We start from the raw sequence: 25,033 nt of genomic DNA, 5'->3' as shown, positions 1-25,033 counted from the left end.
GATCTTTGTGTCGAGGGCGCCTGAACCGGGGCGGCGGATAATCGAAGCCATGTCAAAGCGCGACTATTACGATGTTCTGGGCTGCGAGCGCGGTGCCGATGAAACGGTGCTCAAGGCCTCCTACCGCAAGCTGGCCATGAAATGGCATCCCGATCGCAACCAGGGCGACGGGGACGCCGAGGTGCGCTTCAAGGAGGTCAGCGAGGCCTATGAAGTGCTCAAGGATCCGCAGAAGCGCGCGGCCTATGATCGCTTCGGCCATGCGGCTTTCGAGAATGGCGGCGGCGGTGGCGGTGCGGGTTTCGGGCCTGATTTTGCCTCCACCTTCGCGGATATTTTCGACGATCTGTTCGGCGGCTCCATGGGCGGGCGCGGCGGCGCCGGTGGTGGCGCCGGCCGGGGCGGGGCCCAGGGCGGGCGCGGGCGCGGCGCGGACCTGCGCTACAACATGGAAATCACGCTCGAGGAAGCGTTCGCCGGCAAGACCGCCGAAATCAAGATTCCCACCTCCATCATCTGCGAGACCTGTTCCGGCTCGGGCGCCAAGCCGGGCACCCAGCCGAAGGTGTGCCGCACGTGTGGCGGCGCGGGCAAGATCCGCCATGCCCAGGGCTTCTTCACGCTCGAGCGCACCTGCCCGGCCTGCCAGGGGCGCGGCAGCGTGATCGAGGATCCCTGCACCGCCTGCGGCGGGGCCGGCCGGGTCACGCGCGAACGTTCGCTTTCGGTGCAGATCCCGGCCGGGGTCGAGGACGGCACGCGCATCCGCCTCGGCGGCGAGGGCGAGGCCGGCGTACGCGGGGGACCGGCGGGCGACCTCTATATTTTCCTGTCGCTTGAGCCCCATCCCTTCTTCCAGCGCGAGGGTGCGGACCTGTATTGCCGCGCGCCCATCTCCATGGTCACGGCGGCGCTCGGCGGCTCGGTGGAGGTGCCGACCATCGACGGCGAGAAGACCAAGGTGCGTATTCCCGAGGGCACGCAGTCCGGCAAGCGGCTGCGCCTGTCCGGCAAGGGTATGCCGATCCTGCGCTCGCGCGCCCATGGCGACATGTATGTGCAGGTGGTGGTGGAAACGCCGCAGAATCTCACCAAGCGCCAGAAGGAATTGCTCTCCGAGTTCGAGCGCGAATGCTCCAGCGAGACCAATCCGGAATCCAACGGCTTCTTCGCCAAGGTGAAGGATTTCTTCCAGGGCGCCGGCGAGGCCGATTAGGCGGTCGCGCGCACTTGTGACCGCCCCCGTCCGGCCCTAGACCAACTGCGGGGCGGGAGGGCGCGCGATGGAGTTGGGAACGGGAAATGTGCCGCGCGCGGTCGCGCGCGACGCCGGGCGCCTGGACTGGCTCGATGCCATTCGCGGCTATGCCATCATCATGGTGGTCGGTATCCATGCCGCGGCCTACAGCTTCATCCCGTTGGATTCGCTCGGCGGATGGTTCGGTTTCCTCCTGTCGGCGGCGACTGTGCCGCTGTTCTTCGCGGCGGACGGCTTCCTGATCTCGCGCAGGCTCGATGAGGGGCGCCCGCCCCGCTGGCGCGATGTGCCGCGCTGGGCGAAGCGATTGCTGCTGCCATTCCTCATCTTCTCGCTGTTTTACGCCGGCCTGCGCTGGATTGGCGAAAGCCGGGGCCTGCTGGCCGAGCATTTGATCCCAGTGGATGATCCGCTGGCGCTACTGGTGACGCTCTACCGCGCGCCGCATGCGCAGAACCTGTATTTTCTCCCGGCCCTGTTCCTGGTGCGGCTCGCCGCTCTGCCGCTGATCCCGTTGATGCGGCACGGAATTGCGATGCGGGTCGCGCTGCTGCTGGCGGCTATCGGCCTTAATCTTATGGCCCGCGCCACCTTTCTCGCGCCCCTGCTTTCGGCGCCTGTGCTGGATCCGGTGGTCTATCTGTTCTGGGGTCTGCCGCTGTTCCTGTCCGGTCTCGTTCTCGCCCGTCTCGCGCCGCTGGTTGCGGGGCGTGAGGCTATGGTGGGGGCCGGCGCGCTGCTGCTTGCGGCGCTTGCGCAGGCGCGCGGCCTTGGAAGCCTGTTCATCGTCTATCCCTATCTCGCGGGTTTGATGGCGCTGGGTCGCGGTCTGCTGAGCGGGGATGGGCGGCTCGCGCGTGGCTTCGCCTTTCTCGGCCGGCGGACCATGGGGATCTATCTGCTGCACGGGCCGCTGTTCCTGAAAGCGGGGCAGATGCTGGTTTCCAAGGTGGGGCTGGTGGGCTGGCCGGGGTTCTTCGCCCTGTGGGGATTCGGCTTTGCGTTCGGGCTTGCGGCGACGCTGGCGGTGGAGCGGCTGCGGCTGGACGGCCTGTTGTTCGGCGCCCCCACGCCGCGCCCGCGAAAGGGCCGCCACCATTCCGCCGAACTCGCGGGCGATCAGTCTGGGCCGAGATGTGGGGAAGCATGACTGCGCGATTCGTCTTCAGCTGTGTTGCGGCCCTCCTGGCCTTGTTGGGCGGGACCGGGCTCGCCATGGCCCATCCCCACGTGTGGGTGACCATGAAGACCCAGGTGGTCTATGCCCCGGACGGCACCATCACCGGGCTGAAGCAGGACTGGACGTTCGACGACGCCTTCACCGCCTTCGCCCTCCAGGGTCTGGAGCGGAACAAGGATGGTTCTTACCCCGACAGCGTCTTGAAGCCCCTGGCCGAGGTCAATGTGACCTCGCTGAAAGAATATGATTATTTCGTCAAGGCAAAGACCGCGACGGCGAAGCTCGTGTTCAAGGATCCGGTCGATTATTACCTGACCTATGAGAACGAAGCCCTGACGCTTCACTTCTTCCTGCCGCTGGTAAAACCCATCCCGGCCAAAGGCAGCATGAGTTTCGACATTTACGATCCGACCTATTTCGTCTCGTTCGAATTTGCCGAAAAAGACCCCGTGTCTTTGTCCGGGGCGCCGAAGGGTTGCACGTTCCAGACCGTGCAGCCGGAGCAGCCGCAGAACATGCAGCTCGGGGAGGAGTTCTTCACCAACCTCACCTCCTCCAGCACGTATGGCGCCCAATACGCCGACAAAGTCGCGGTGAAGTGCCCATGACGCGCCTTCTCGCCGAGCCTTCGGCGGGATTCGGGCGAAGTTCATGTGTTTCAAATGTGACCTACCGGAAGAGCCTTCCATGATGCTTTGCTGGCGGCCGTCTCGTGCCCGACGCCACCCGTTCGCCCGCGCCGGGGGCCTGCTCGCGGGGACCCTGGTCGCGGGCCTCGCGGTCGCGGTCCTGATCCTGCTGGTGGCGGAGCCGGCGATCGCGCAGGCGCTGAACGCGGCGCCCGGGGCCTTCGGTCCCAAGACGACGCCGTTCGGGCTCGGCGCCGGGGGGCCTGCGCCCTCCGGCCTTACCGGCTTTATCATCGCCAAGCAGAGCGAGTTCTATCGCGCGCTGATCCATGCGGTGCGGGCGGCGAAGGCGGATGGGAATGCCTTTGGCCTGCTGGCCGGGCTCTCCTTTGCCTATGGCGTGTTCCATGCCGCCGGGCCGGGACATGGCAAGGCGGTGATCTCCTCCTATCTGCTGGCGGATGGCGGCACGCTGCGGCGTGGGGCGCTGCTGGCGCTGGCGGCGGGCATGGTGCAGGCGCTGGCGGCGGTGCTGTTCGTCGGCCTGCTGGCGATCCTGCTGGGCGGCACCGCCGCCTCTATGGCCGGCGCCATGAATGTGCTGGAGATCGCGGCCTATGGCGGCATCGCCGTGTTCGGCGCCTATCTCGCCTTCCGCAAGGCGGTCAGCCTGATCGCGGTGTTGCGCGGCCAGCCGGCGGGCCATGTGCATGGACCCGATTGCGGCTGCGGCGACAAGCATGCGCCGGACCCGCATCTGCTCGATGGGCGGGGCGGTTGGAAGCGGGCGGCGGTGGCGGTGGTCTCCGCCGGCGCGCGGCCGTGCTCGGGCGCGATCCTGGTGCTGACCTTCGCTCTGTCCCAGGGCGTGATCTGGAGCGGCGTCGCGGCCACCTTCGCCATGGGCCTCGGCACAGCGCTGACGGTTACGGGCATCGCGGCGCTTGCGGTCTATGGCAAGAGGCTGGCGGTCAAGCTCGCCACGATCGCCTCGGGGCGCGGCACGGCTTTGCTGCTGACCATCGAGATGGGGGCGGCCATGCTGGTCTGCTTCTTCGGCGTCGCCCTGCTGACCGGCTATGCCGTGAGCGAACGCCTGCTGCCGGGCTAAAACTTTGCTGTTGCAACGGGTTTTCGCTGCGATGCACCAAAATTCGCCGCGCCTCCTTTTTCAGCAACTTCATTTCACAATCCCTCCAAACAACGAAATTGCGGGGGGCGCGGGCGCGTGTAAGCTTTGAGGCAGATCAAAAGATGCGTCGGCGTCCCAATGGGCGCACGAAGGAGAGCGGCCCAGCGGCCGCCGCGTCGCACCGGAGGCGCCCATGGCCATGAAGCCCGTCTCGCTCGACGACAAATATGACCTCACGCAGGACGACGTGTTCGTCTCCGGCACCCAGGCGCTGGTCCGCCTGACCTTGATGCAGAAGGAGCGCGACCGGCGCGCCGGGCTCAATACCGGCGGCTATGTCACCGGCTATCGCGGCTCCCCGCTCGGCGGGCTGGACCAGCAGTTCGGCCGCGCGCAGAAGATCCTGACCGCCAACGATATCCTGTTCCAGAGCGGGCTGAACGAGGATCTCGCCGCAACCGCGCTCTGGGGCTCCCAGCAGGCGGAATTGCGCGGCGAGGGCAAGTATGACGGCGTGTTCGGCCTCTGGTACGGCAAGGGGCCGGGCGTCGACCGCTCGGGCGATGTGTTCCGCCACGCCAATAATGCCGGCACCTCCCGGCATGGCGGCGTGCTCGCGCTCATGGGCGACGATCATACCTGCGAGAGCTCGACCACCGCGCACCAGAGCGAATTTCATTTCGTCGATGTGATGATCCCGGTGCTGAACCCCGCCGGGGTGCAGGAAATCCTGGATTATGGCCTCTATGGCTGGGCGCTTTCGCGCTTCGCCGGCACCTGGGTCGGGCTTAAGGCGGTGAAGGACACCATCGAATCCACCGGCATCGTGGACGGGCGGGTGGACCGGGTGCGCATCGAGCCGGCGCTCGGCTTCGCCTTGCCGCCGGGCGGGCTCAACATCCGCCTCGGCGATACGCCGATCGCCCAGGAGGAGCGGCTTCAGGAATACAAGCGCGACGCGATCCTGCATTTCCTGCGCGCCAACCGGCTAAATCGTTTCATCACCTCCGGCGGCGCGCGCCCGCGCATCGGCATCGCCACCGTGGGCAAGAGCTATCTGGACGTGCGCCTCGCCCTCGACGAACTGGGCATCGACGAGGTGCGTGCCAACGATCTCGGCCTGCGCATCTGGAAGGTGGCCTGTCCCTGGCCGCTGGAGCCGGTGCAATTGCGCGAATTCGCCGCCGGCCTCGACCTCATCATGGTGGTGGAGGAGAAGCGCTCCCTCATCGAAGTGCAGGTCCGCGAGGAGCTCTACGGCACCGCCAACCAGCCGGTGTGCATCGGCAAGCGCGATGAAGCGGGCCAATGGCTGTTCCCGGTGAAGGGCGCGCTCGACCCCAATGACATCGCCATCGCGCTCGCCAAGCGCCTGCTGGCCTATGGCGACCTGCCGCCGGACATCGCCGCCCGCCTCGCCGAGCTGGAAGAGGCCCAGCGGGTGCTCGCCGCGACGGGGGATGTCGCCACCCGCATTCCCTATTTCTGCTCCGGCTGCCCGCACAATTCGTCCACCGTCGTGCCGGAAGGCATGCGCGCCTATGCCGGCATCGGTTGCCATTACATGGTGCAATGGATGGACCGGGAGACCACCGGCTTCACCCAGATGGGCGGGGAGGGGGCCAATTGGATCGGCGAGGCGCCGTTCTCCAAGCGCGGCCACGTGTTCCAGAATCTCGGCGATGGCACCTACAACCATTCCGGCTATCTGGCCCTGCGCGCGGCGATCGCCTCGGGGGTGAACGTCACCTACAAGATCCTGTTCAACGATGCGGTGGCCATGACCGGCGGCCAGCATCACGAAGGCAATCTCACCGTGCCGGTGATCGCCCGGCAGGTGGCGGCCGAAGGCGCGAAGCGGGTCGTCGTCGTCACCGACGAGCCGGAGAAATATGCGAACGGCGAGGCCTGGCCCGCCGGCCTCACCATTCACCATCGCGACGAACTGGAGCGTGTGCAGCGCGAATTGGCCGCCGTGCCCGGCTGCACCGTGCTGATTTATGACCAGACCTGCGCCTCGGAAAAGCGCCGCCGCCGCAAGAGGGGCCAATATCCCGATCCCGACAAGCGGGTGATCATCAATGAGCGGGTGTGCGAGGGCTGCGGCGATTGCGGCGTGAAGTCCAATTGCGTGTCCGTGCAGCCGCTGGAAACCGAGTGGGGCCGCAAGCGGGAGATCGACCAATCTTCCTGCAATAAGGATTTTTCCTGCGTCAACGGCTTCTGCCCTTCCTTCGTGACCGTCCATGGGGCGAAACCGAAGAAGTCCGCCGGCGCGGCTTCCGGCGCCCAGGATTGGCCGGAGCTGCCGGAACCCGAGCATCCGAAGATCCACGGCACCTATGGCATCATTGCCACCGGCATCGGCGGCACCGGTGTCGTGACCATCGGCGCGATCCTCGGCATGGCCGCGCATCTGGAAGGCAAGGCCTGCGGCATGATCGACATGGCCGGCCTCGCGCAGAAGGGCGGGGCGGTCTACAGCCACATCCGGCTTGCAAATCGTCCCGAGGACATCACCGCCATCCGCATTCCCGCGCGCGGGGCCGACCTGATCCTCGGTGGTGATCTCGTGGTGGCCGGCACCAAGAAGGTGCTGGCGGCGGTGAAGCCCGGCGCCACCATCGTGGTGGTGAACACCCACGAGGTGCTGCCCGGCGACTTCACCCGCGACGCCGATTATTCCCTGCCCACGGAACGGCTGAAGCGCACCATCTCCGGCCTCGCGGGGGCGGAGAAGACCCATCTCATAGAGGCCAGTCGACTGGCCGTGGCGCTGTTCGGCAATTCGCTGGCGCAGAACATCTTCATGGTGGGCTATGCCTATCAGTTCGGCGCGCTGCCGGTGTCGCAGGACGCGATCCTGCGGGCGCTGGAGCTGAACGGCGAGGCGGTGGCCATGAACAAGGCGGCCTTCCTGTGGGGCCGCCGCGCCGCGCACGAGCCCGCGCGGGTGGAAGCCCTGCTCGGCCCGACCGCCGCCACCACCGACGCGCGCAAGCTCTCCCAGGGTCTGGATGAGATCATCGCCCGCCGCGTGGCCGCGCTGACCGCTTATCAGAACGCGGCCTATGCGCGGCGCTATCTGGATCTGGTGGAGCGCGTGCGCGCCGCCGAGGCCGCCCGTGCGCCCGGGCGCGGCGGATTGGCGGAGGCGGTCGCCCGCAATCTCTACAAGCTCATGGCCTATAAGGACGAATATGAGGTCGCGCGGCTGTTCGCCGACGGCGAGTTCCAGCGCCAAGTGAACGCTGCCTTCGAGGGCGATCTGAAGTTCGAATTCCACCTCGCCCCGCCGCTGCTCGCCCGCGCCGACGGGCCGAACGGAGAGCCGCGCAAGATGCGGTTCGGCCCCTGGATGATGAAGGCGTTCGGCCTTCTCGCCAAATTCAGGGGCCTGCGCGGCACGCCCCTCGACCCGTTCGGCCGCACCGCCGAGCGGCGCACCGAGCGGGCGCTCATCGCGGAGTACGAAGCCTTGCTGGGCGAGATCGTCGGCGCGCTCGATGCCGATAACCACGCCCATGCCGTCGCGCTCGCGAGCGTGCCGGAGAAGATCCGCGGCTATGGCCCGGTGAAGGCGCGGCATCTTGTGGCCGCGAAAGCGGAGGAGGCCGCCCTTCTCGCCCGCTTCCGCGCCCCGCCTGTGCGGCCCGCGCAGGCGGCGGAATAGGAGTTGCCTTAAGACCGCAAGGTGGAATCGCCGATCACGATGCGGCTGCGTCCCCGCGCCTTGGCGAGGTAAAGCGCCCGGTCCGCGCGCTCCAGCATGGCTTCGAGGTTGGCATCGTCGTCCTGGCGCACCGCGATGCCGATGCTGGCCTGCACGTGGAAGGTGAGGGCGCCGCTGGTGATCGGCTCGGAGCGGATCGCGGCCATCAGGCGCTGGGCGATGCGGGCGCCATATTCCTTGTCCGCGCCCGGCAGCAGGATGGCGAATTCCTCGCCGCCCATGCGGGCGATGATGTCGTTCTGCCGCAGGATCGCCCGGCAGCGCGCCGCCACGTCCTTCAGAACGGTGTCGCCCGCGCCGTGGCCGAACTGGTCGTTGACCTTCTTGAAGCGGTCCATGTCCAGCATCAGAAGGCACAGATTCTGGCCGGACAGTTCGGCCAGGCGGAATTCCGAGCGCCCGGTTTCGAAGAAGCGGCGGCGATTGTAGGTTTCCGTCAGCGCGTCCGTGCCGGCGAGGCGGCGGAATTCCTCTTCCAGGCGGCGGCGTTCCGTCACATCCCAGAATACCACCACATAGGTGTCGCCGATGATGCGGAAGCGGAACTGGATGATGCGGTTGGCGCCGTCCCGGCACACCACTTCCCATTCGGTGCGCAGCACGCCGTCCTGGTTCGCGCGCGCGGCCTGGATCAGGCGCTGCCATTCCTCGATGGCGCGGCCGCGCACTTCTGGATCGGGAAAGGCCCGCTCCCACCAAGCATCGTGATGGGGACGAAGCGGCGTGTCGTCGTACAGGAATAGGTCGTCGGAGACGCGGTTCGCGTATAATTCATTGAAGCCGCTGTCATAAATCTCCACCCCGACGGGCAGGCGCTCGACCACGGTCTGGAGCAGGCGCGACCAGTCCACCACCGGGGGGTGCGGCCCGGTATCGGCGGCATGCCGCGCCAGCGTCAGGACGGTGACATCGGTGCCGGCGGGCCGGGCGAAGCGGAAGCCGAGCTTCGCCACTCCCGTGGGCAGCACGCAGTCGAGCACGAGTTCGTCCGCCGGCAAGGTCTGGTCGAGGATGGCGGTGAGGCGGCCGGCGGCGAAATCGCCGACCAGCTCGGACAAGGCCTGCCCCGTCGGATCGGATGCCAGAAGCGCCGCGGCGGCGGCATTGGCGTGCTGCACGCGGCGATGCGCTCCGCCGATCACCAGCAGAGGCGCATGGACCAATCCTATCCATTCGGCGGCGTTGATCGGCATCATGAGCTGGCAGCAATTGGAGGCGCGCGGTTGGTGGGTACAGGGCCTGACCGGTTATTTCAACCGCTCATTGTAGAAAGCGGCGATACAGTCCGCTCCAGGAAACCCGCGAGATCCTCAGTGGTGAAGTCCACATAGGCGGCTTCGCGGCCTTCGAACTCCCAGGTTTCGCGCGCCGCGATCCGCTCGCCGGGCGGCACCACGAGGGTGGTCACCATGCCGATCCGGTGCGGCACCTCCAGGTTGCGGGCGAGGTCCTCGAACATGGCGGCGCGGGTGGGGTCGACGCCATGGGCGCGCAGGAAGCGCTGATAGGCCTCCTCGGTCGGCTTGGGATGGAATTCCGCCGCCACGATGTCGTGCACCGCCGCGAAATGCCCACCGAGCCCGAGTTTCTCCAGCACATTGCGGGCGTGCTGCTCCGAGCCGTTGGTATAGACCAGCTTGACGCCGGGCAGCGCCTCGATGGCGGCGGCGAGGCGGGGGGAATGTTCCAGCTCCGACAGGTCGAGATCGTGCACATGGGCCAGGAACGCGCCCGCATCCACCCCATGCTCGATCATCAGCCCACGCAGCGAGGTGCCGTAGCGGCGATAATAATCCTTCTGCACCACGAACGCTTCCTCGTGGCTGATCTTGAGCAGGCGCGCCACATAATCGCGCATGCGCGCGTCGAGCTGCGTCCACAAGTCGAGATGGGCGGGATAGAGGGTATTGTCGAGATCGAAGACCCAGGTCTCCACTTCCTCGAAGGAACGCGACGGCGTTACTGACGACATGGCATGCCTCCCCGTGCGGATCCGCCGGATGTACCTAATTTGTTCTTCGCGTAACGCGACCCTGGCCGGGCGGCCAGGGTCGATAAAGCGGACTCAGCGGGTGATGAGGGTGCCCGCGCCGTGGTCGGTGAGCAGCTCCAGCAGCACCGCGTGGGGCACCTTGCCATCCAGGATAACGACGCCCTCGACGCCCTGTTCCAGGGCATAGATGCAGGTTTCCACCTTCGGGATCATGCCGCCGGAGACCGTGCCGTCGGCGATCAGCGCCTTTGCCTGGGCGATGGTGAGGCGGGGAATGAGCTGCTTGTCCTTGTCCAGCACGCCGGGCACGTCGGTGAGCATCAACAGCCGCTTGGCGCCGAGCGCGCCGGCGATGGCGCCGGCGAAGGTGTCGGCATTCACGTTATAGGTGCCGCCGTCGAGCGCGGCGGCCACCGGCGCCAGCACCGGAATCAGCTCGCGGCCGAGGATCTGGTCGAGCACCATGGTGTCCACCTGGTCCGGCTCGCCCACGAAGCCGAGGTCCACCACCTTCTCGATATTGCTGCCGGGATCGACCACCACGCGGCTCGCCTTCTTGGCCAGCACCATGTTGCCGTCCTTGCCGCACAGGCCGATGGCCTTGCCGCCAGCTTCGTTGATGAAGCCCACGATTTGCTTGTTGATTGAGCCGGCGAGCACCATTTCGACGATTTCCACCGTCGCCTTGTCGGTAATGCGCAGGCCGCCTGCGAATTCGCTCTTGATGCCGAGCTTGGTGAGCATGGCGCCGATCTGCGGGCCGCCGCCGTGCACCACCACCGGGTTCACGCCGGCCTGTTCCAGCAGCACGATGTCTTCGGCGAAATTGCGCGCCACGGCCTCGTCGCCCATGGCGTGGCCGCCGTATTTCACGACGATGATGGCATCGTCATAGCGCTGCATGTGGGGGAGGGCCTTGGCGAGCACCTCGGCTTGCAATCGTCCTTCCGCCAGCTCGGCGGGTTCCTGCACGCTCATCGGCTCGGCCTCTCACATCATCGGGCTTGGGGCGGCGCCGTTCTAGAGCATGTGGAGGCAAAGTCGAACGGTTTTTAACTGCGCCGCCCCGTGGCGGGCCGCCAAGGCGGGGAAAGCGTTGGCAGGTCACAAAACGGCGATTTGGAACCGCTGCCGGGAAAGCCGGGGAAACGCCCGCGGGCCGGTCATGTATCCAACACATTTCCCGGCCTAACCGTGCTGCGCGCGGGGCGGTGCCTTCCTTCCGCCTGCCTTCCCTTAGGATATATTGATGCCGACCTCACGCCAACATGCGAGACGCGCGCTCGATTTGCGGCCCCGCTACATCGCGCTGCTCTTTGTTATCTGCCTTGTCATGGTGGCGATCCCGATCCTGACGCATCCTATCCCGCCGCTGTCGGACTATGTGAACCATCTCGCCCGCATGCATGTGATCGCCTCGGTGCCGGGCGATCCTGACCTTTCCCGCTTCTATTTCATCGAATGGAGCGTGATCCCCAATCTGATGGTGGATCTGGTGGTGCCGATCTTCGCGCGGGTGATGAACGTCTACGCGGCCGGCGAGGTGTTCACGCTCGCCACCTTCGCGCTGATCGCCTTCGGCACCATGCTGCTGCATCGCGCCCTGTTCGGCTCCTGGTCGGCGATTGCGCTGCTCGCCTTCCCGCTGCTGTACAACAGCGTGTTCCTGGTCGGCGTGATGAACTACATCTTCGGCATCGGCCTCGCGCTGACCGCCCTCGCCTGCTGGATCCTGCTGCGCGACCGGGCATGGCCCTGGCGCTATCTCGTCTCCTGCCTGTTCGTGCTGATGCTGTTCTTCTGCCATCTGGTGGCGACCGGCATCTATGGCATCGGTATCCTGTCGTATGAGCTCTACCGCCTGTGGCAGCGCGCCGAAGGGCCGCTGCGCCTGCGCATCGTGCGCTTCGTCACCGCCGGCTTTCCGTTCGCCCTCACCGTGCCCCTGATGCTGGCAAGCCCGACGCTGAAGCTCGCCGGGCAGGATTGGTGGGAGCCGCGCGGCAAGATCGACGGCATCGAGATGGTGGTGAACGTCTATTACGATTATGTCGCCTTCACCCTCACCGGCATCGTGCTGCTGGCCGCCCTGTGGGCGGTGCGCCATCGCCTGATCCGCCTGCATCCGGTGATCACGCCGCTGCTGATCGTGAGCGGAGTGATCTATCTGGCGCTGCCGCGCACCTTCTTCGCCACCTATATGGCGGACCAGCGCATCCCCATCGCCATCGCCTTCATGGTGATCGCCTGCATCCAGGTGGATCTGCGCCACCGCCTGGCGCGGCGCGGGTTCGCCATCGTGCTCCTGCTGCTGCTGGCGGTGCGCGTCGGCGAGGTGCAATTGGTGTGGAACCGCCTGTCGCAATGGACCGTGGCATTCCGTGGCTCGGTGGAGCAGATCAAGCGCGGCTCCAAGGTGCTCGTCGCCTATGCCGATCCCATGGGCGGCTACGACGTGCGCGACCTCGGCCTCGTGCATGCCGCCTGCCTCGCCATGATCGAGAAATCCGCGCTCGTCACCACCGCCTTCACGGTGCCCGGCAAGCAGATCCTGCGCGTGCGCCCGCCTTATAAGGACTGGGTCGACACCGAGGACGGCACTCCGCCGACCCTCGAACAGATGCTGCTCTCCTCCGAGGAGCCCACTGTGGACGGGCCGCGCTATTGGGACCTGTGGCCAAAGCATTTCGACTATGTCTATCTGCTGTTCACCGAGCCCAATGACAAGAATCCCGACCCCGACGAAATGAAGCTGATCTACAGCGGGGATCGCTTCCAGCTCTACCAGGTGGTCAAGACCAAGCCGGAATCCTGATTGCGGGTCACCGCGCCGTCATCCATCTATGACAGACGATTCCGGCAACAGGCGCGTGGCGCGGCCGTCCGCGCGGCGGGCCACGCGCCGCGCCATCGAAAGCAGGGGCCATCGAAAGGCAGTGATGGAGACCATTCTGACCCATGCGCTCCTCGTGTTCGAGGACCGCATCGCTCCGGGAACCCTGGTGGTGCGCGACGGGCGCATCCACGATGTGGGCGAGGGGCGCTCCCAGCTTCCGGCGGCGCAGGATTGCGGCGGCGACTACATCGCCCCCGGGCTGATCGATCTGCACACCGACGCGCTCGAAGGCCATTTCGTGCCGCGCCCGAAGGTGATCTGGCCCGATCCGCGCGCCGCCGCCCTCGCCCATGACGGGCAGACCGTCGCCTCGGGCATCACCACGGTGTTCGACGCCATCTGCGCGGGCGGGTTCGACCAGGCGAAATCCGTGCGCCGCGAATTGTTCACCGTGATGCTGGAGGCGGTGGAGCAAGGCGCGCCGCTGTTCCGCGCCGACCACCATATTCACCTGCGCTGCGAGCTCACCGACCCCTCCGTGCTGGAGCTTGTGGAACCGCAGCTCGGCCGGGAGCGGCTGTCGCTCGCCTCCCTCATGGACCACACGCCCGGCACCCGCCAATGGCGCAATGTGGAGCATCTGAAGACCTTCCTGTCCGGTATCGGCAAGAGCGCCGACGAGGTGGAACAGGAAGTGCTCGAGCGCACCGAGCGCGGGCGGGCGGCGGTGGCGGAGAATCATTCCCGCCTGGCGGCCCTGCTGCGCGACACCGGCATCGTACTGGCGAGCCATGACGACACCGTGCCCGCCCATGTGGCGATGGCGCAGGACGCCGGCTGCACGATTTCCGAATTTCCCACCACGATGGACGCCGCCCGCGCCGCCCATGCGGCGGGGCTGACCACCATCGGCGGCGCGCCCAATGTGGTACGCGGCGGCTCCCATTCCGGCGGGGTCGCCATGAAGGATCTCGCGGCCGCCGGGCTGCTGGACGCGCTGGCCTCCGATTATGTGCCCGCGAGCCTGCTCCAGGGCGCGCTCGCGCTGACCCGGCAGGGCATCGCGCTGCCCCAGGCCATGGCGCTGGTCACGGCGCGTCCGGCGCGCATGGCGGGCCTTGAGGATCGCGGCCGGCTGGAAGCGGGCCTGCGCGCCGATCTCCTGCGCTTCCGTCTCGACGGGGAGACGCCGGTGGTGCGGGAAGTGTTCGTCGAAGGTGCGCGGGTGTTCTAACGCATTGCGCTGTCGCATTTTCTTCACGCGAACCGGTCTCCACTTCGCTTGAAAATGCTTTAAAAAATGCGGCGCGTCTTGCGCGGGCGCGGGGCGGCCCTAGTTTGGCGCGCCGTCCGCGCCCACCGCGCCGGTTTTGCATGGGGGATCGAATGTCGCCGCGCTATGCCATCTATCTTGCGCCGCCCGGCGACAGCGCCCTGTGGGCCTTCGGCTCCGCCGTGCTCGGCTATGATGCCGCCACCGGCGGCGATCTCGCGCCGCCCGCGCTCGCCGGTTTCGACGCCGAGACTTGGCATGCCCTGACGCAGGAGCCGCGCCGCTACGGGTTCCACGGCACGCTGAAGGCGCCGTTCCGCCTCGCCGAGGGCTTGGACGAGGCCGATCTGTTCGCCGCCGTCTCCGCCTTCGCGACCGGCTATCGCCCGTTCGAGCTGCCGCCGTTGGAAGTGCAGCAGCTCGGCCCGTTCCTGGCGCTGATGACGCCCACGCCGGTGCCGGCCCTGCTGGATCTGGCCGGCTGCGCGGTGGTGGAACTGGACGGCCTGCGCGCGCCCCTCACGGAGCAGGAGGTGGCGCGGCGCCGGCCCGAGCGGCTCACCGCCCGCCAGCTGGAGCATCTGCACCGCTATGGCTATCCCTTTGTGCTGGAAGATTTTCGCTTCCACATGACGCTGACCGACGCGCTCGACGAACCCACCTGCGCCCATGCGCTCAATTCCCTGTGCGAGGCCTATGCTGCCAGCGGCGCCCATCTTCCGGTGCCGGTCGCGGAGATCGCGATCTATCGCCAGGCCGAGGCCGGGCAGCGCTTCCGCGCCCTCCATCGCGCACCGCTGGGCGGCGTGGAAGCCGTGCAGGAGATGCCGGCATGAGCCCGCAAGCCCCCAAGAAGCTCGGACTCGCGCCGCTGATCCACGAGGGCGCGCAGGTGAGGGCCTCCACGCTCGGGCGCTATACCGAGGTCGGCGCCCGCACCAAGCTGCTCGAAGTGGACATGGGCGATTATTCCTACGTCGCCAATGATGCCGACATCGCTTATGCCAGCATCGGCAAATTCTGCTCCATCGCGGCGATGACGCGGCTCAATCCCGGCAATCATCCCATGTGGCGGGCGAGCCAGTCGCATTTCACCTATCGCGCCTCGGCCTATTTCGAGGATGCCGCCGACGAGGGCGATTTCTTCCAATGGCGGCGCGACCACCATCTCAACATGGGGCATGACGTGTGGGTGGGGCACGGGGCGGTGATCCTGCCGGGCCGCACCATCGGCACCGGTGCCGTGATCGCGGCGGGCGCCGTGGTGAGCAAGGATGTGCCGCCCTATGCCATCGTCGCCGGTGTGCCGGCGCGCATCGTGAAATGGCGCTTTCCCGAGGATATCGCCGCGCGGCTCCAGGCCTTGGCCTGGTGGGATTGGCCCCACGCGGCCCTGCGCGCGGCGCTGGAGGATTTCCGCAACCTTTCGATCGAGGCGTTCCTGGAGCGCTACGAGGCCGTTCCGGTGGACGAGCCGCAGCCCTGACCTGACGTTCCCGCGCACCGGTGGCGGCGGCTCAGGCCGGCTCCACCCGCAGCACCGGGCCGTCCGCGCCCACCACCTTCACCTGCGCGCCCACGGGCAAGTCGGGGCCTTCCACGCGCCAGATGGTGTCGTCGATGCGCACCCGTCCGGTGCCCTCGTGGATCGCGTGCTCCAGCGTGAACACACGCCCCACATAGCCTTCCGCCCGGCGGTTGAGGAACGGGCGGTCGCTCGCCTGGTCCGGCTTGGGGGTGATCTGGCGGGCGATTAGCACCGCCACCAGCGCTAGCGCCGCGAACACGATCACCTGCGTCTGCCAGGCCAGCACAACGAGCAGCGCCACGCCGCCGGTGGCAAGCGCGGCAAGGCCGAGCCAGAGCAGGAACACGCCCGGCAGGAATACTTCGGCCAGCAGGAGCAGGCCGCCGATGACGAACCAGGCCCAGATGGACTGTTCGAGCAGTTCGCCCATGGCCGCTCAGGCGTCCCGCGCCGGGCCGGCGGTGGGGCCGGTGGGACCCGCGCGGCGGATGGATTTCCCATCCTCGCCGCCGAACGCGCCGCGCGCGATCTCGCCGATGCCAGCCAGCGAGGACAGCAGCGCCGTGCCCTCGTAAGGCATCAGCACCACCTTCTGGTTCGGCGCGCCGGCGAGGGTTTCGAACGCCTTCACGTATTTCTCGGCGATATAATAATTGAGCGCGGCGGGATCGCCCGCGGTGATGGCGGCGGAGAGCATCTGCGTTGCCTTGGCATCGGCCTCGGCGAGGCGCTCGCGGGCCTCGGCGTCGCGATAGGCGGCCTCGCGCCTGCCTTCCGCTTGCAGGATCTGCCCCTGCTTCTCGCCTTCCGAGCGCAGGATTTCCGACTGGCGCTGGCCCTCGGCCTCCAGGATCACCGCGCGCTTCTCGCGCTCCGCCTTCATCTGCCGGCCCATGGCGGCGACGAGATCGGCCGGCGGGACGATGTCCTTGATCTCGATGCGGTTGATCTTCACCCCCCAGCTCGACACCGCAGCATCCACCACCCGCAACAGACGCTCGTTGATCTCGTCGCGATGGGAGAGCAATTGGTCGAGGTCCATGGACCCCATGACGGTGCGGATGTTGGTGGTGGTCAGCGCGATGATGGATGTGTCGAGCAACGTGACTTCATAGCTCGCCTTGGCCGCGTCGAACACCTGGTAGAACACCACCCCGTCCACCGAGACGGTGGCATTGTCCTTGGTGATGACTTCTTGGGTCGGCACATCATGGACCTGTTCCATGATGTTCACCTTCTGGCCGATGCGGTCGATGAAGGGGACGATGAGGTTGAGGCCGGGATAGAGCGTGCGCGTATAGCGGCGGAACCGCTCGACCGTGAATTGATAGCCCTGAGGCACGGTCTTCACGCCGGCGAACACCACGGCGATGACCAGCACCAGAAAAACCAGCGCGAACGCATTCAGTCCGAACGGCATGGCGTGTCTCCCGTGCAGCGCCGCGCTCCCGGGCGGCGGGGGGATATGGGCACGCCCATCGCCCTGCCGCAAGCGCCCGGTGGCCATGCGCGGAACAAACGGCGATCCGAGCCGGCGCAGCGATTCGGACGCGGTTCGTTCCCCCGCCGTTCGGATCGCGGATCGTCACCGTCCCGTTGCGGGACGGGCGCGCCGCGAGGGGAAGGGCGGGGAACGAAGCGCATCTGGATTGAAGCGGTTATTGAAGCGCCTGCGGCGGCTTTTTGCGCTGGGTCCCGGCTCGCGCTCCCCGCCTGCGGCGCTGCGCTTGGCCGGGACGCGCTCCGCACCTGCGGTGCTGCGCTTGGCGGGGACGCGCGAGCGGCGCCGCCGCAATGTTATTCGGACGCGCCGTCCGCAGGCTGAAGAACGTTTCCCGGCCCAGCGACGGCGCGCCGGAGCGCCGAGCCGGGATCCAGGGAAGAAGGCGGCGCAGCCGGCGAACGCGCCGTGCGCTTTTCGGGGAACGAAGCGCGTTTTTCCCGAAGGCAGCGATTCGCGCCCGGTCTGTTCCCGGCGCGTTCGCGATCAGGGGCGCGCCGTCCCGTCGCGGGACAGCGCGGGACTTCAGCCAGCGATCCAGCCGGACAGTTCGCGCCGCACCACGGCTTCGATCACCCGCATGCCCTCGGCGCTGTCGTTCAGGCACGGGATGGCGGCGAATTTTTCCCCGCCATTGTGGGTGAAGATCTCGGCATTCTCGACGCCGATTTCCTCCAGCGTCTCCAGGCAATCGGCGGTGAAGCCGGGATTGACGATGGCGAGCCGCTTCACGCCGCTTTTCGCGAGGGCTTCCACGGTCTTGTCCGTATAAGGCTGGAGCCATTCCTCCGTGCCGAAGCGCGATTGGAAGGTGAGGCGGAATTTTTCCTGCGAGAAGCCGAGCCGGTCGCGCATGAGGCGGGCGGTCTTCGCGCACTGGCAATGATAGGGATCGCCCTTCAGCAGATAGGATTTCGGCACGCCGTGGAACGAGGCGAGGATCACCTCGGGCTCGAAATCGAGCTGCGCCAGATGCCCTTCCAGCGCCGCGCAGGCGGCCTCGATATAGACCGGATCGTCGTGCCAGGGCGGGGCGACGCGCAGGATCGGCTGCCAGCGCATGGTCTTGAGCTTGTCGAACGCCTTGTCACACACGGTGGCGGTGGTGGCGGCGGCATATTGGGGATAGAGCGGCACGAGCAGGATGCGCTCGCAGCCGGCCTTCTGCAGGGCCTCGATGCGCTCGCCGATGGGCGGCTTGCCATAGCGCATGGCCCAATCCACCAGGATGCGCCCGTCGGTGTCCTTGAGGCTTGCGGCGAGCTTTTCCGCCTGGGAGCGCGTGATGGTCTTCAGCGGCCCCTCGTTGCGCTCCTTGTTCCAGATGCTCTCATAATCCTTGCCCTTGGGGCCGGGCCGCTTGGTGAGCACGATGGCGTTGAGAATGAACCACCACAAGGCGCGGTTCACCTCGATGACGCGCTTGTCCCAGAGGAATTCCTTCAGATAGGCGCGCATGGACCAATAATCGGTCGCTTCCGGCGTGCCGAGATTGACCAGCAGCACGCCGATACGCCCATGGGACACCTGCGGATGGTCCTTGGGGAAATGGGTGGCATCGCCGAAGGGGGCGGCTGCGGGCGCGGGGGACGGGGTCATGGTCTCTCCTCTTGCGAGGCGAGATGAGGCTTTGCGGGCACAAGGTCAATGCGAAACGCAGCCGCTCGGTGCGGCGGCTGCGTTCACTTTACGTCGGCGCGCCCGCATACCGTCGGCGCCTCAGGCCGCGTTCGGCGTCAGGGCGAGGACCGATTCGAAGCCCTCGAACTCGGGCGGGCCGATATAATTCACCTTGTTGGTGCCGGCGCTCGCATGGGCGGCGCGGAAGGCTTCCGAGCGCGTCCAGCCCTCGAAATCCTCCTTGGAGGCCCAATGGGTGTGGGAGGCATAGAGGGTGTACTCCTCCTTCTGCGGCCCCTTGAGCAGGTTGAAGGCGACGAAGCCCGGCACGGTGGCGAGATAGCTGTCGCGCTCGCGCCACACCCGCTCGAACTCGGCCTCGGACCCCTGCTTCACCTTGAAGCGGTTCATGGCAATGTACATGCGTGTCTCCTGATCCCCGCGTCCGCCCATTCACCCGCTTGCCATGCGGCGAGCGGAGGGCGCGGCATCCGCCGCCGGCGGACGCGTCAAGCTAGGGGAGAATGCAGCGGCGCGCGCCTGTGTCCAGCTGTCGCCGCGCAAATCAGAATGGCTATAATGAAAGGCTTCCGGATGGTGGGCGCGACAGGGATCGAACCTGTGACCCTCACGATGTCAACGTGATGCTCTCCCGCTGAGCTACGCGCCCATCCGTTGGAAGGAGGCCTCTATATCGGCAAGTTTTAAGCGATGCAAGGCGTGGACGGCGGATATCCCCCGCTCACGCCGCGGCCAGCATTTTTCCGACTTCAAAAACCAGATCGCGCAGATGAAACGGCTTGGAGAGCACCTTGGCTTCGCGCGGGGCTTCCACATCGGCGTTCAGCGCCACGGCGGCGAAGCCGGTGATGAACATGACCTTCAGATCGGGATCGAGCTCGGTGGCACGCCGGGCAAGCTCGATGCCATCCATCTCCGGCATGACGATATCGGTGAGCAGCAGTTCGAACGGCTCCTCCCGCATGCGCTCATAGGCGGAACGGCCGTTGTCGAAAGAGGCCACCTGGTAGCCCGCATTTTGCAGCGCTTTCACAAGGAAGCGGCGCATATCATTGTCGTCTTCGGCGAGCAGGATCTTCGACACGCCTTCGTCCCCTTGTTACATGTGCTGCGCCGTCGGCGTCCTGGCAGCAGCGTCCATGGCTTGTTTCGCGCATTCGGGTAAATTCGAAGTGAACCTTCTCGCCTCTTTCCAAAACACCGCCGCGCCGGGCATCATAATGCGGGCCGCCGGCTCACCAACCGATCATTTGAGCCAGCGATGACAGCCTGCCTTGCCGATACCATCGATCCGGCCTTCGATATCCTGCTTCCCGAGGCGGTCACGGCGCCGTTCGTGTTCAATTCGCCGCACAGCGGGCGAATCTATCCGCGCGCCTTCATGGAGCAGACGCGGCTGGATTTCGATACCTTGCGCCGGTCGGAAGACAGTTTCGTGGACGAATTGTTCGCGGACGTGGTCTCCCGCGGCCTGCCCCTGATGCGGGCTCTGTTCCCGCGCGCCTTCCTGGACCTCAATCGCGAGCCCTACGAGCTCGACCCGCGCATGTTCGAAGGCCGCCTGCCGGCGTTCGCCAATACGCGCTCGCTGCGGGTGTCCGGTGGGCTTGGCACTATCGCGCGCGTGGTAGGCGAGGCGCAGGATATTTATTTTCGCCGCCTCACGGTGAGCGAGGGGCTGGAGCGCATCGAGACTTTTTACAAGCCCTATCATCAGGCCCTGCGGCGCCTCATCACCCGCACCCATCGCAGTTTCGGGGCGGTGGTGCTGGTGGATTGCCATTCCATGCCCTCCGGTCCCGGCCGGGAGGAGGGCGCGCGCGCCGATATCGTGCTGGGCGATCGCTATGCCACGAGCTGCGCCGGCTTCATCACCGATGCGCTGGAGCAGGAACTGGCCGGGCGCGGCTATGCGGTGGTGCGCAACAAGCCCTATGCGGGCGGCTACATCACCGAACATTATGGAAATCCGGCGGCCGGTCTGCATGCCGTGCAGATCGAAATCAATCGCGGTCTTTACATGGACGAGGCGAATTATCAGCGCGCTGCGGATTTTTATCGTGTGCGGGCAGACATTTGCGCGGCGATGGCCGGGGTTGTCGCACGCACGGCGGAGGCCCTGACGGGACCTCGGGCGGCTGCCGCCGAATAAGGCATAAAAAAGGTGCCTTGCGTTTTTCGAATGGCAGATATACGAATTTGCGCACGGGGCGATTTCGTAGAGAGATAGCCCCCGGAGACCGATTGCCTCGATGCAGTCGGCTCAAAAAGAAAGGGGCCGCCCGCAGAGCGAACGGCCCAAGTCTAGGGAGGAAACGCCCAAGGAGGGCAGCGACACAGCGACGCCAATCGCCATGTCGCAATGCAGCAATAGCCCATTGCGGTGCCAAAAATCAAGTGGTCGTTTGTCGCACTCTTGTATACCAGGGTAACCCTTTGAATAATAAGGAATTCTGGATCTCGAAGCGGTGTGTGAAGGGCAAATTTTGAAGCGGTGGTGTGCAAAATAAGCGACTCAATCCTGCCGAAAGGGCTCAAATCTCGCCAGTGCGGCGCACGCGTGTCATTTGAGCCACAGGTTCCGGAGCGAAAAGAACACGCGCAACGGCGTGTCGGGGTTTCCGGTTACCATTTCGAGCGCGTGAGAGCATCGCGGCGGAAGCGGATGCATTCGCAGTGACGGGCGGGCCGGTTCTTGCCGGACGAATCGCCAGGGTGAGATGAAGGCGGTGCGGCGGACGCACCGTGCGAGACGGGCGCAACCCGATCTCGAAACGGATCGGGCGCCGCGCCATAAGGGCCCGATCGCGAGCTGAGGTTTTAAGAGGGGAAGACGGCCGCAAAGGCCGCAAAAGAAAGGGCCGCTCACGAATTTCGGAGCGGCCCAAGTCTAGGGAGGAAACGCCCAAGGAGGGCAGCGGCATCGCAGCAAGCAATACCGCGCCGCATCAATATGGGCTCCTTCCCCATCAGCATCAAGCCGGCGTCCTGCTCATATTTTAAGCGTGCTCAGAAAGTAAACTTATCTGCATTTTCAATGGTTTGGCGCTCACCGCTTAATGTGGGGGCGACTTTACCGTAGGAAATGCCGCGGAATTCACCGCGCCCGCCTCCCCAGAACGGCTTGAGCACAGCTCCGATTCTAATCCTTTTGAGCCTGGGGCCGCCTTTATTCCCCGCCGGGCCATCGCCGCGCGCGCCGCGCCCCTGGGTGAGGCAGGGCGCAACGCGCCTTCTCCTGCGGCGCGAGTTGCTCTAAGCAAGGCGCGCCCCTCGGAGAGCCGCCCATGACCGCCGTCGCTATTGATGCCTTCGTTCATCAGCTCGCAACGGAGTCGGGCCGCGCCATCCTGCCGTTCTTCCGCACCGCCATTGGCGTGGAGGATAAGAGCGGCGGCACCGCCTTCGATCCGGTCACCGAGGCCGACCGCGCCGCCGAGCAGGTGATGCGCAGCCTGATCAACGCGCATTTTCCCAGCCACGGCATCATCGGCGAGGAATTCGCCAATGAGCGCACCGACGCCCCCTATGTGTGGGCGCTCGATCCCATCGACGGCACGAAATCCTTCATCGCCGGGCTGCCGGCCTGGGGCACGCTGATCGGCCTGCTGAAGCACGGCAAGCCGGTGTACGGCATGATGCACCAGCCGTTCATCCAGGAGCGGTTCTTCGGCGATTGCGCCTCGGCCCATTACCAGGGACCGGCGGGCGCGCGCGTGCTCACGGCGCGCGATTGCGGACGGCTGGAAGACGCCGTGCTGTTCACCACCAGCCCGCGCCTGATGAACGGCGCCGATCGCGCGGCGTTCGAGCGGGTGGAGGAGAAAGTCCGCCTCTCGCGCTATGGCGGCGATTGCTATGCCTATTGCATGGTCGCCGCGGGCCTTGTGGACCTGGTCATCGAAACCGGCCTCCAGGACCATGACGTGATCGCCCTGGTGCCGATCATCGAGGGCGCCGGCGGCATCGTGACCAGCTGGGAAGGCGGCTCGCCGGCGGCCGGAGGACGCGTGGTCGCGGCCGGCAGCGCGGCGGTTCATGCCCAGGCGCTCGCCATCCTCAACAGCTGAAGCGCCTCAATAGGGCGTGCTGCCGGGGATGGCCTCAATAGGGCGTGCTGCCGGGGATGAAGGCGTCGAACGCGGCCCAGAACTGGGCGCGGAAGATATCGCGCTCCATCAGAATCTCATGCCGGCTCGCCGGCACCACCACCTGCGCGCCGGCGATGAGCCGCGCCGCCAGATGCTCGATGGCGGCGTTGGAGACGATCGAATCGGCCCCGGCGGCGACGATCAGCAGCGGCTGGCGGATGAGGCGCACGGTTTCCGGCGCCATCAGGTGCGCCATGGTGTCATAGGCGGCGTTCATCCAGCCGATGGTCGGCGCGCCGAGGCCGAGCTGGGGGTGGGCCTCCACGATCTCCGCAGCGCGCGCATAGCGCTTGGGATCGGACGTGACGGGGTTGCGCGCGAACGGGCCGGCGGTGCTGGCGCGGCTGCCGCCGCCGGGCACGAAGGCGCGTGAGAAGCCCACGTGCGCCAGGAGCTTGGCCACGGGCCGCAGCACCGAGGAAAACCGCACGAGCTGCAATTCCACCATGGGCGAGGTGAGCACCGCCCGATCGAACCAGCGGTGTCCGGCCAGGATCGTTTCCAGGAAGATCGCGCCGCCCATGGAATGGGCCAGGGCAAAATGGGGCGCCGGACAATCCGGCAGCACCACGTCCCGCACGAATGCCACGAGATCGCGCTGATAATCGGCGAAGCTTGCCACATGGCCCTTGCGGGGATTGCGCAGCAGGCGGTCCGAGCCGCCTTGTCCGCGCCAGTCGAGGATCGCCACGGCGAAGCCCCGCGCGCGCAGCTCGCGCACCACCTCGAAATATTTCTCTATGAATTCGGTGCGGCCGGAAAGGATGGTCACAGTGCCGCGCCGGCCGGTGCCTTCCAGCGGCTCCCAGCGGGCGAAGCGAATGCGGATGGCATCATCGCTCGTCACATGGCCGCTCACGGCGCCTTCAGGAACCGGATTTGAAGCTGTCGGGTAGAGGGTCATGACGCGCGCTGGCCCGAGAAACTGCACAGATGCTTTAGGCCGGACCTCGCGACTCTCCTCTCGGAAAAGGCGGGAACGACCAGCGTCTCAGTGCGATACACGCTCCTCGTCCGCGCGACAACGCATGCTCAATAGCGCTTGTCACCAAAGCCGATCACCACCACGCCGCTGATTTCGCCGGTCGTGGCATCAACCACCAGGCGGACGCGTTCCCGCCGCGGCCCAGTGGCTTCGCAGATCACGTTGCCGCCCTTCTGGTGAACATCGGAGAAGCGGGAGAAGCCGCGTGCCCGCAGGCTCTCCAGCAGGGCCGCGAGATTGGCCGGCTGCTTCTTATGCGGCACGGGGCCGAGATAGGGAGCATAAGCCGGAGCCGTCGTGCCGACGCCGGGCGTCGAACCGTCGCGAAACGGAGCGCCCAGGCTAAGCCCCACCACCTGCGCCTGCGCCTGTCCGGCGAACAGCGCGCTCATCATCAGCACGGCGGCCATGCCGGGGGCAATAGGATGCCACATCCGCATATCTCCCGCAGAGAGTGCGTGATTAAGGCCGGCGCCCCATTCCGACGTTCCGATTATAGACCCAATGGGTGAATGCGCGCCAACGACGCTGTTCAGGCATTGTTCATCTGCGCGCGCCGCGCCTCCGGTTCATGGGGCCTCTTGACGCGGAAAATGCGCCTTCCCACATGATTTGCAGCGCCGGTCATCGCGACGGCGCGTTTATCGGACCCGGCTTCGGCGGGTCCTGCATGTCGCTTGAGGAGGATATGCTATGCGTCTTGATCTTGCTCCCCTGTATCGCAACACCGTCGGCTTCGACCGCGTGTTCTCGCTTCTAGATGCCGCTGGCGGCGTCGAGGCGGCGCCCACCTACCCGCCCTATAATATTGAGCGGACGGGCGAGAATGCGTATCGCATCACGGTCGCTGTCGCAGGCTTCACCCCGGCCGAGTTGTCGATCGAGGTGAATGAGAATGTGCTCACCCTGCGCGGCGAAAAAGCCGCCGAACCGTCGGCGGAGGGCGCGCAGGTGCTGTATCGCGGCATCGCAGCCCGCGCCTTCGCGCGACGATTCCAACTGGCGGACCATGTGGAAGTGAAGGGCGCGAGCCTGGAGAACGGCCTGTTGCATGTGGAATTGGTGCGCAATATTCCCGAGGCGAAGAAGCCCCGGACCATTGCCATCACCTCCGGCGCACCCACCCAGGTGCTCGAAGCCAAGGCGGCCTGATCGCTTCGGCGGACCATCGGCGCTCCGGCGAAAGCCGGGGC

Annotated in this window: 22 protein-coding genes and 1 tRNA gene; 12 read left to right on the top strand and 11 right to left on the bottom strand. The window is 66.3% G+C overall.

From position 1 onward, the window contains the following. Positions 1 to 49 precede the first annotated feature (49 nt). From dnaJ to V5G24_RS19245, 5 genes are all read left to right on the top strand, one after another. Positions 50 to 1,216 (top strand): molecular chaperone DnaJ, encoded by a 1,167-nt coding sequence (gene dnaJ, locus V5G24_RS19265; protein WP_394085062.1) that lies wholly within the window; start codon positions 50 to 52, stop codon positions 1,214 to 1,216. A 67-nt stretch (positions 1,217 to 1,283) separates the two neighbouring features. Next, positions 1,284 to 2,408: an acyltransferase family protein gene (locus V5G24_RS19260; RefSeq protein ID WP_394085063.1), complete on the top strand. Its 1,125-nt coding sequence runs from the start codon at positions 1,284 to 1,286 to the stop codon at positions 2,406 to 2,408. Further along, positions 2,405 to 3,046 (top strand): DUF1007 family protein, encoded by a 642-nt coding sequence (locus V5G24_RS19255; RefSeq protein WP_394085064.1) that lies wholly within the window; start codon positions 2,405 to 2,407, stop codon positions 3,044 to 3,046. The genes V5G24_RS19260 and V5G24_RS19255 overlap by 4 nt, the downstream gene beginning before the upstream one ends. 79 nt (positions 3,047 to 3,125) lie before the next feature. Continuing rightward, a complete protein-coding gene (locus V5G24_RS19250; RefSeq protein WP_394085065.1) occupies positions 3,126 to 4,178 on the top strand; it encodes a nickel/cobalt transporter in 1,053 nt (350 codons plus the stop codon). 214 nt (positions 4,179 to 4,392) lie between these two features. Continuing rightward, positions 4,393 to 7,872 carry an indolepyruvate ferredoxin oxidoreductase family protein gene (locus tag V5G24_RS19245; RefSeq protein WP_394085066.1) on the top strand — a complete coding sequence of 1,160 codons (3,480 nt, stop codon included), beginning with the start codon at positions 4,393 to 4,395 and terminating at the stop codon, positions 7,870 to 7,872. Positions 7,873 to 7,880: 8 nt separating this feature from the next. Here the strand turns inward: V5G24_RS19245 and V5G24_RS19240 are convergent, their stop codons facing one another. The 3 genes from V5G24_RS19240 to argB form a co-directional block, all read right to left on the bottom strand. After that, on the bottom strand, positions 7,881 to 9,128 hold the full coding sequence (locus tag V5G24_RS19240) for a GGDEF domain-containing protein (RefSeq protein ID WP_394085067.1): 1,248 nt from the start codon (positions 9,126 to 9,128) through the stop codon (positions 7,881 to 7,883). Positions 9,129 to 9,184: 56 nt separating this feature from the next. Beyond that, complete coding sequence (locus V5G24_RS19235) at positions 9,185 to 9,904, bottom strand: pyrimidine 5'-nucleotidase (protein ID WP_394085068.1); 720 nt, start codon at positions 9,902 to 9,904, stop codon at positions 9,185 to 9,187. A gap of 93 nt (positions 9,905 to 9,997) precedes the next feature. Continuing rightward, positions 9,998 to 10,903, bottom strand: a complete 906-nt coding sequence (gene argB / locus V5G24_RS19230) for an acetylglutamate kinase (protein WP_394085069.1) — start codon at positions 10,901 to 10,903, stop codon at positions 9,998 to 10,000. A gap of 271 nt (positions 10,904 to 11,174) precedes the next feature. On the opposite strand from argB, the gene V5G24_RS19225 reads away from it, so the two are divergent. From V5G24_RS19225 to V5G24_RS19210, 4 genes are all read left to right on the top strand, one after another. Beyond that, positions 11,175 to 12,740: a hypothetical protein gene (locus V5G24_RS19225; protein ID WP_394085070.1), complete on the top strand. Its 1,566-nt coding sequence runs from the start codon at positions 11,175 to 11,177 to the stop codon at positions 12,738 to 12,740. A 124-nt stretch (positions 12,741 to 12,864) separates the two neighbouring features. Continuing rightward, on the top strand, positions 12,865 to 13,995 hold the full coding sequence (locus tag V5G24_RS19220) for an alpha-D-ribose 1-methylphosphonate 5-triphosphate diphosphatase (RefSeq protein WP_394085071.1): 1,131 nt from the start codon (positions 12,865 to 12,867) through the stop codon (positions 13,993 to 13,995). 152 nt (positions 13,996 to 14,147) lie between these two features. Further along, on the top strand, positions 14,148 to 14,870 hold the full coding sequence (locus tag V5G24_RS19215) for a DUF1045 domain-containing protein (RefSeq protein WP_394085072.1): 723 nt from the start codon (positions 14,148 to 14,150) through the stop codon (positions 14,868 to 14,870). After that, complete coding sequence (locus V5G24_RS19210; RefSeq protein WP_394085073.1) at positions 14,867 to 15,520, top strand: LbetaH domain-containing protein; 654 nt, start codon at positions 14,867 to 14,869, stop codon at positions 15,518 to 15,520. The genes V5G24_RS19215 and V5G24_RS19210 overlap by 4 nt, the downstream gene beginning before the upstream one ends. A 31-nt stretch (positions 15,521 to 15,551) precedes the next feature. On the opposite strand, the gene V5G24_RS19205 is transcribed toward V5G24_RS19210, so the two are convergent. The 6 genes from V5G24_RS19205 to V5G24_RS19180 all read right to left on the bottom strand — a co-directional run bounded on the left by V5G24_RS19205 (position 15,552) and on the right by V5G24_RS19180 (position 19,752). Further along, positions 15,552 to 15,992 (bottom strand): NfeD family protein, encoded by a 441-nt coding sequence (locus V5G24_RS19205; RefSeq protein WP_394085074.1) that lies wholly within the window; start codon positions 15,990 to 15,992, stop codon positions 15,552 to 15,554. A gap of 6 nt (positions 15,993 to 15,998) precedes the next feature. Beyond that, positions 15,999 to 16,982, bottom strand: coding sequence for an SPFH domain-containing protein (locus V5G24_RS19200; protein WP_394085075.1), 984 nt, complete (start codon positions 16,980 to 16,982; stop codon positions 15,999 to 16,001). A gap of 606 nt (positions 16,983 to 17,588) precedes the next feature. Continuing rightward, a complete protein-coding gene (gene hemH, locus V5G24_RS19195) occupies positions 17,589 to 18,662 on the bottom strand; it encodes a ferrochelatase (RefSeq protein ID WP_394085076.1) in 1,074 nt (357 codons plus the stop codon). Positions 18,663 to 18,782: 120 nt separating this feature from the next. Then, the gene (gene hmuQ, locus V5G24_RS19190) at positions 18,783 to 19,106 is read right to left on the bottom strand and encodes a heme-degrading protein HmuQ (protein ID WP_394085077.1); all 324 of its coding nucleotides are present in this window, start codon (positions 19,104 to 19,106) and stop codon (positions 18,783 to 18,785) included. 172 nt (positions 19,107 to 19,278) lie between these two features. Continuing rightward, positions 19,279 to 19,353 (bottom strand) — tRNA-Val (locus V5G24_RS19185). 72 nt (positions 19,354 to 19,425) lie between these two features. Then, the gene (locus V5G24_RS19180) at positions 19,426 to 19,752 is read right to left on the bottom strand and encodes a response regulator (RefSeq protein WP_509292329.1); all 327 of its coding nucleotides are present in this window, start codon (positions 19,750 to 19,752) and stop codon (positions 19,426 to 19,428) included. A 213-nt stretch (positions 19,753 to 19,965) separates the two neighbouring features. On the opposite strand from V5G24_RS19180, the gene V5G24_RS19175 reads away from it, so the two are divergent. Next, entirely contained in the window at positions 19,966 to 20,856 is an 891-nt protein-coding gene (locus V5G24_RS19175; protein ID WP_394085078.1) for an N-formylglutamate amidohydrolase, read from the top strand. 1,135 nt (positions 20,857 to 21,991) lie between these two features. Beyond that, positions 21,992 to 22,774: a histidinol-phosphatase gene (hisN, locus tag V5G24_RS19170; protein WP_394085079.1), complete on the top strand. Its 783-nt coding sequence runs from the start codon at positions 21,992 to 21,994 to the stop codon at positions 22,772 to 22,774. A gap of 34 nt (positions 22,775 to 22,808) precedes the next feature. On the opposite strand, the gene V5G24_RS19165 is transcribed toward hisN, so the two are convergent. Together V5G24_RS19165 and V5G24_RS19160 are read right to left on the bottom strand one after the other, a co-directional pair. Beyond that, entirely contained in the window at positions 22,809 to 23,759 is a 951-nt protein-coding gene (locus tag V5G24_RS19165; protein WP_394085080.1) for an alpha/beta fold hydrolase, read from the bottom strand. Between the two features lie 128 nt (positions 23,760 to 23,887). Next, positions 23,888 to 24,274 carry a hypothetical protein gene (locus V5G24_RS19160; RefSeq protein ID WP_394085081.1) on the bottom strand — a complete coding sequence of 129 codons (387 nt, stop codon included), beginning with the start codon at positions 24,272 to 24,274 and terminating at the stop codon, positions 23,888 to 23,890. A 259-nt stretch (positions 24,275 to 24,533) separates the two neighbouring features. On the opposite strand from V5G24_RS19160, the gene V5G24_RS19155 reads away from it, so the two are divergent. Then, positions 24,534 to 24,992, top strand: a complete 459-nt coding sequence (locus V5G24_RS19155; protein ID WP_394085082.1) for an Hsp20 family protein — start codon at positions 24,534 to 24,536, stop codon at positions 24,990 to 24,992. The last annotated feature ends 41 nt before the right edge of the window (positions 24,993 to 25,033 follow it).

The sequence above is a fragment of the Roseixanthobacter finlandensis genome, from assembly GCF_043195105.2.
GTDB lineage: Bacteria > Pseudomonadota > Alphaproteobacteria > Rhizobiales > Xanthobacteraceae > NCEH01.
This window is presented reverse-complemented; position numbering and strand designations above follow the sequence as displayed.

What these genes read in the sequence shown, in the direction of transcription:
- dnaJ (WP_394085062.1), top strand. Translation starts at nt 50, where the DNA reads ATGTCAAAGCGCGACTATTACGATGTTCTGGGCTGCGAGCGCGGTGCC.
- V5G24_RS19260 (WP_394085063.1), top strand. Translation starts at nt 1,284, where the DNA reads ATGGAGTTGGGAACGGGAAATGTGCCGCGCGCGGTCGCGCGCGACGCC.
- V5G24_RS19255 (WP_394085064.1), top strand. Translation starts at nt 2,405, where the DNA reads ATGACTGCGCGATTCGTCTTCAGCTGTGTTGCGGCCCTCCTGGCCTTG.
- V5G24_RS19250 (WP_394085065.1), top strand. Translation starts at nt 3,126, where the DNA reads ATGATGCTTTGCTGGCGGCCGTCTCGTGCCCGACGCCACCCGTTCGCC.
- V5G24_RS19245 (WP_394085066.1), top strand. Translation starts at nt 4,393, where the DNA reads ATGGCCATGAAGCCCGTCTCGCTCGACGACAAATATGACCTCACGCAG.
- V5G24_RS19240 (WP_394085067.1), bottom strand. Translation starts at nt 9,128, where the DNA reads ATGATGCCGATCAACGCCGCCGAATGGATAGGATTGGTCCATGCGCCT.
- V5G24_RS19235 (WP_394085068.1), bottom strand. Translation starts at nt 9,904, where the DNA reads ATGTCGTCAGTAACGCCGTCGCGTTCCTTCGAGGAAGTGGAGACCTGG.
- argB (WP_394085069.1), bottom strand. Translation starts at nt 10,903, where the DNA reads ATGAGCGTGCAGGAACCCGCCGAGCTGGCGGAAGGACGATTGCAAGCC.
- V5G24_RS19225 (WP_394085070.1), top strand. Translation starts at nt 11,175, where the DNA reads ATGCCGACCTCACGCCAACATGCGAGACGCGCGCTCGATTTGCGGCCC.
- V5G24_RS19220 (WP_394085071.1), top strand. Translation starts at nt 12,865, where the DNA reads ATGGAGACCATTCTGACCCATGCGCTCCTCGTGTTCGAGGACCGCATC.
- V5G24_RS19215 (WP_394085072.1), top strand. Translation starts at nt 14,148, where the DNA reads ATGTCGCCGCGCTATGCCATCTATCTTGCGCCGCCCGGCGACAGCGCC.
- V5G24_RS19210 (WP_394085073.1), top strand. Translation starts at nt 14,867, where the DNA reads ATGAGCCCGCAAGCCCCCAAGAAGCTCGGACTCGCGCCGCTGATCCAC.
- V5G24_RS19205 (WP_394085074.1), bottom strand. Translation starts at nt 15,992, where the DNA reads ATGGGCGAACTGCTCGAACAGTCCATCTGGGCCTGGTTCGTCATCGGC.
- V5G24_RS19200 (WP_394085075.1), bottom strand. Translation starts at nt 16,982, where the DNA reads ATGCCGTTCGGACTGAATGCGTTCGCGCTGGTTTTTCTGGTGCTGGTC.
- hemH (WP_394085076.1), bottom strand. Translation starts at nt 18,662, where the DNA reads ATGACCCCGTCCCCCGCGCCCGCAGCCGCCCCCTTCGGCGATGCCACC.
- hmuQ (WP_394085077.1), bottom strand. Translation starts at nt 19,106, where the DNA reads ATGTACATTGCCATGAACCGCTTCAAGGTGAAGCAGGGGTCCGAGGCC.
- V5G24_RS19180 (WP_509292329.1), bottom strand. Translation starts at nt 19,752, where the DNA reads ATGCGCCGCTTCCTTGTGAAAGCGCTGCAAAATGCGGGCTACCAGGTG.
- V5G24_RS19175 (WP_394085078.1), top strand. Translation starts at nt 19,966, where the DNA reads ATGACAGCCTGCCTTGCCGATACCATCGATCCGGCCTTCGATATCCTG.
- hisN (WP_394085079.1), top strand. Translation starts at nt 21,992, where the DNA reads ATGACCGCCGTCGCTATTGATGCCTTCGTTCATCAGCTCGCAACGGAG.
- V5G24_RS19165 (WP_394085080.1), bottom strand. Translation starts at nt 23,759, where the DNA reads ATGACCCTCTACCCGACAGCTTCAAATCCGGTTCCTGAAGGCGCCGTG.
- V5G24_RS19160 (WP_394085081.1), bottom strand. Translation starts at nt 24,274, where the DNA reads ATGTGGCATCCTATTGCCCCCGGCATGGCCGCCGTGCTGATGATGAGC.
- V5G24_RS19155 (WP_394085082.1), top strand. Translation starts at nt 24,534, where the DNA reads ATGCGTCTTGATCTTGCTCCCCTGTATCGCAACACCGTCGGCTTCGAC.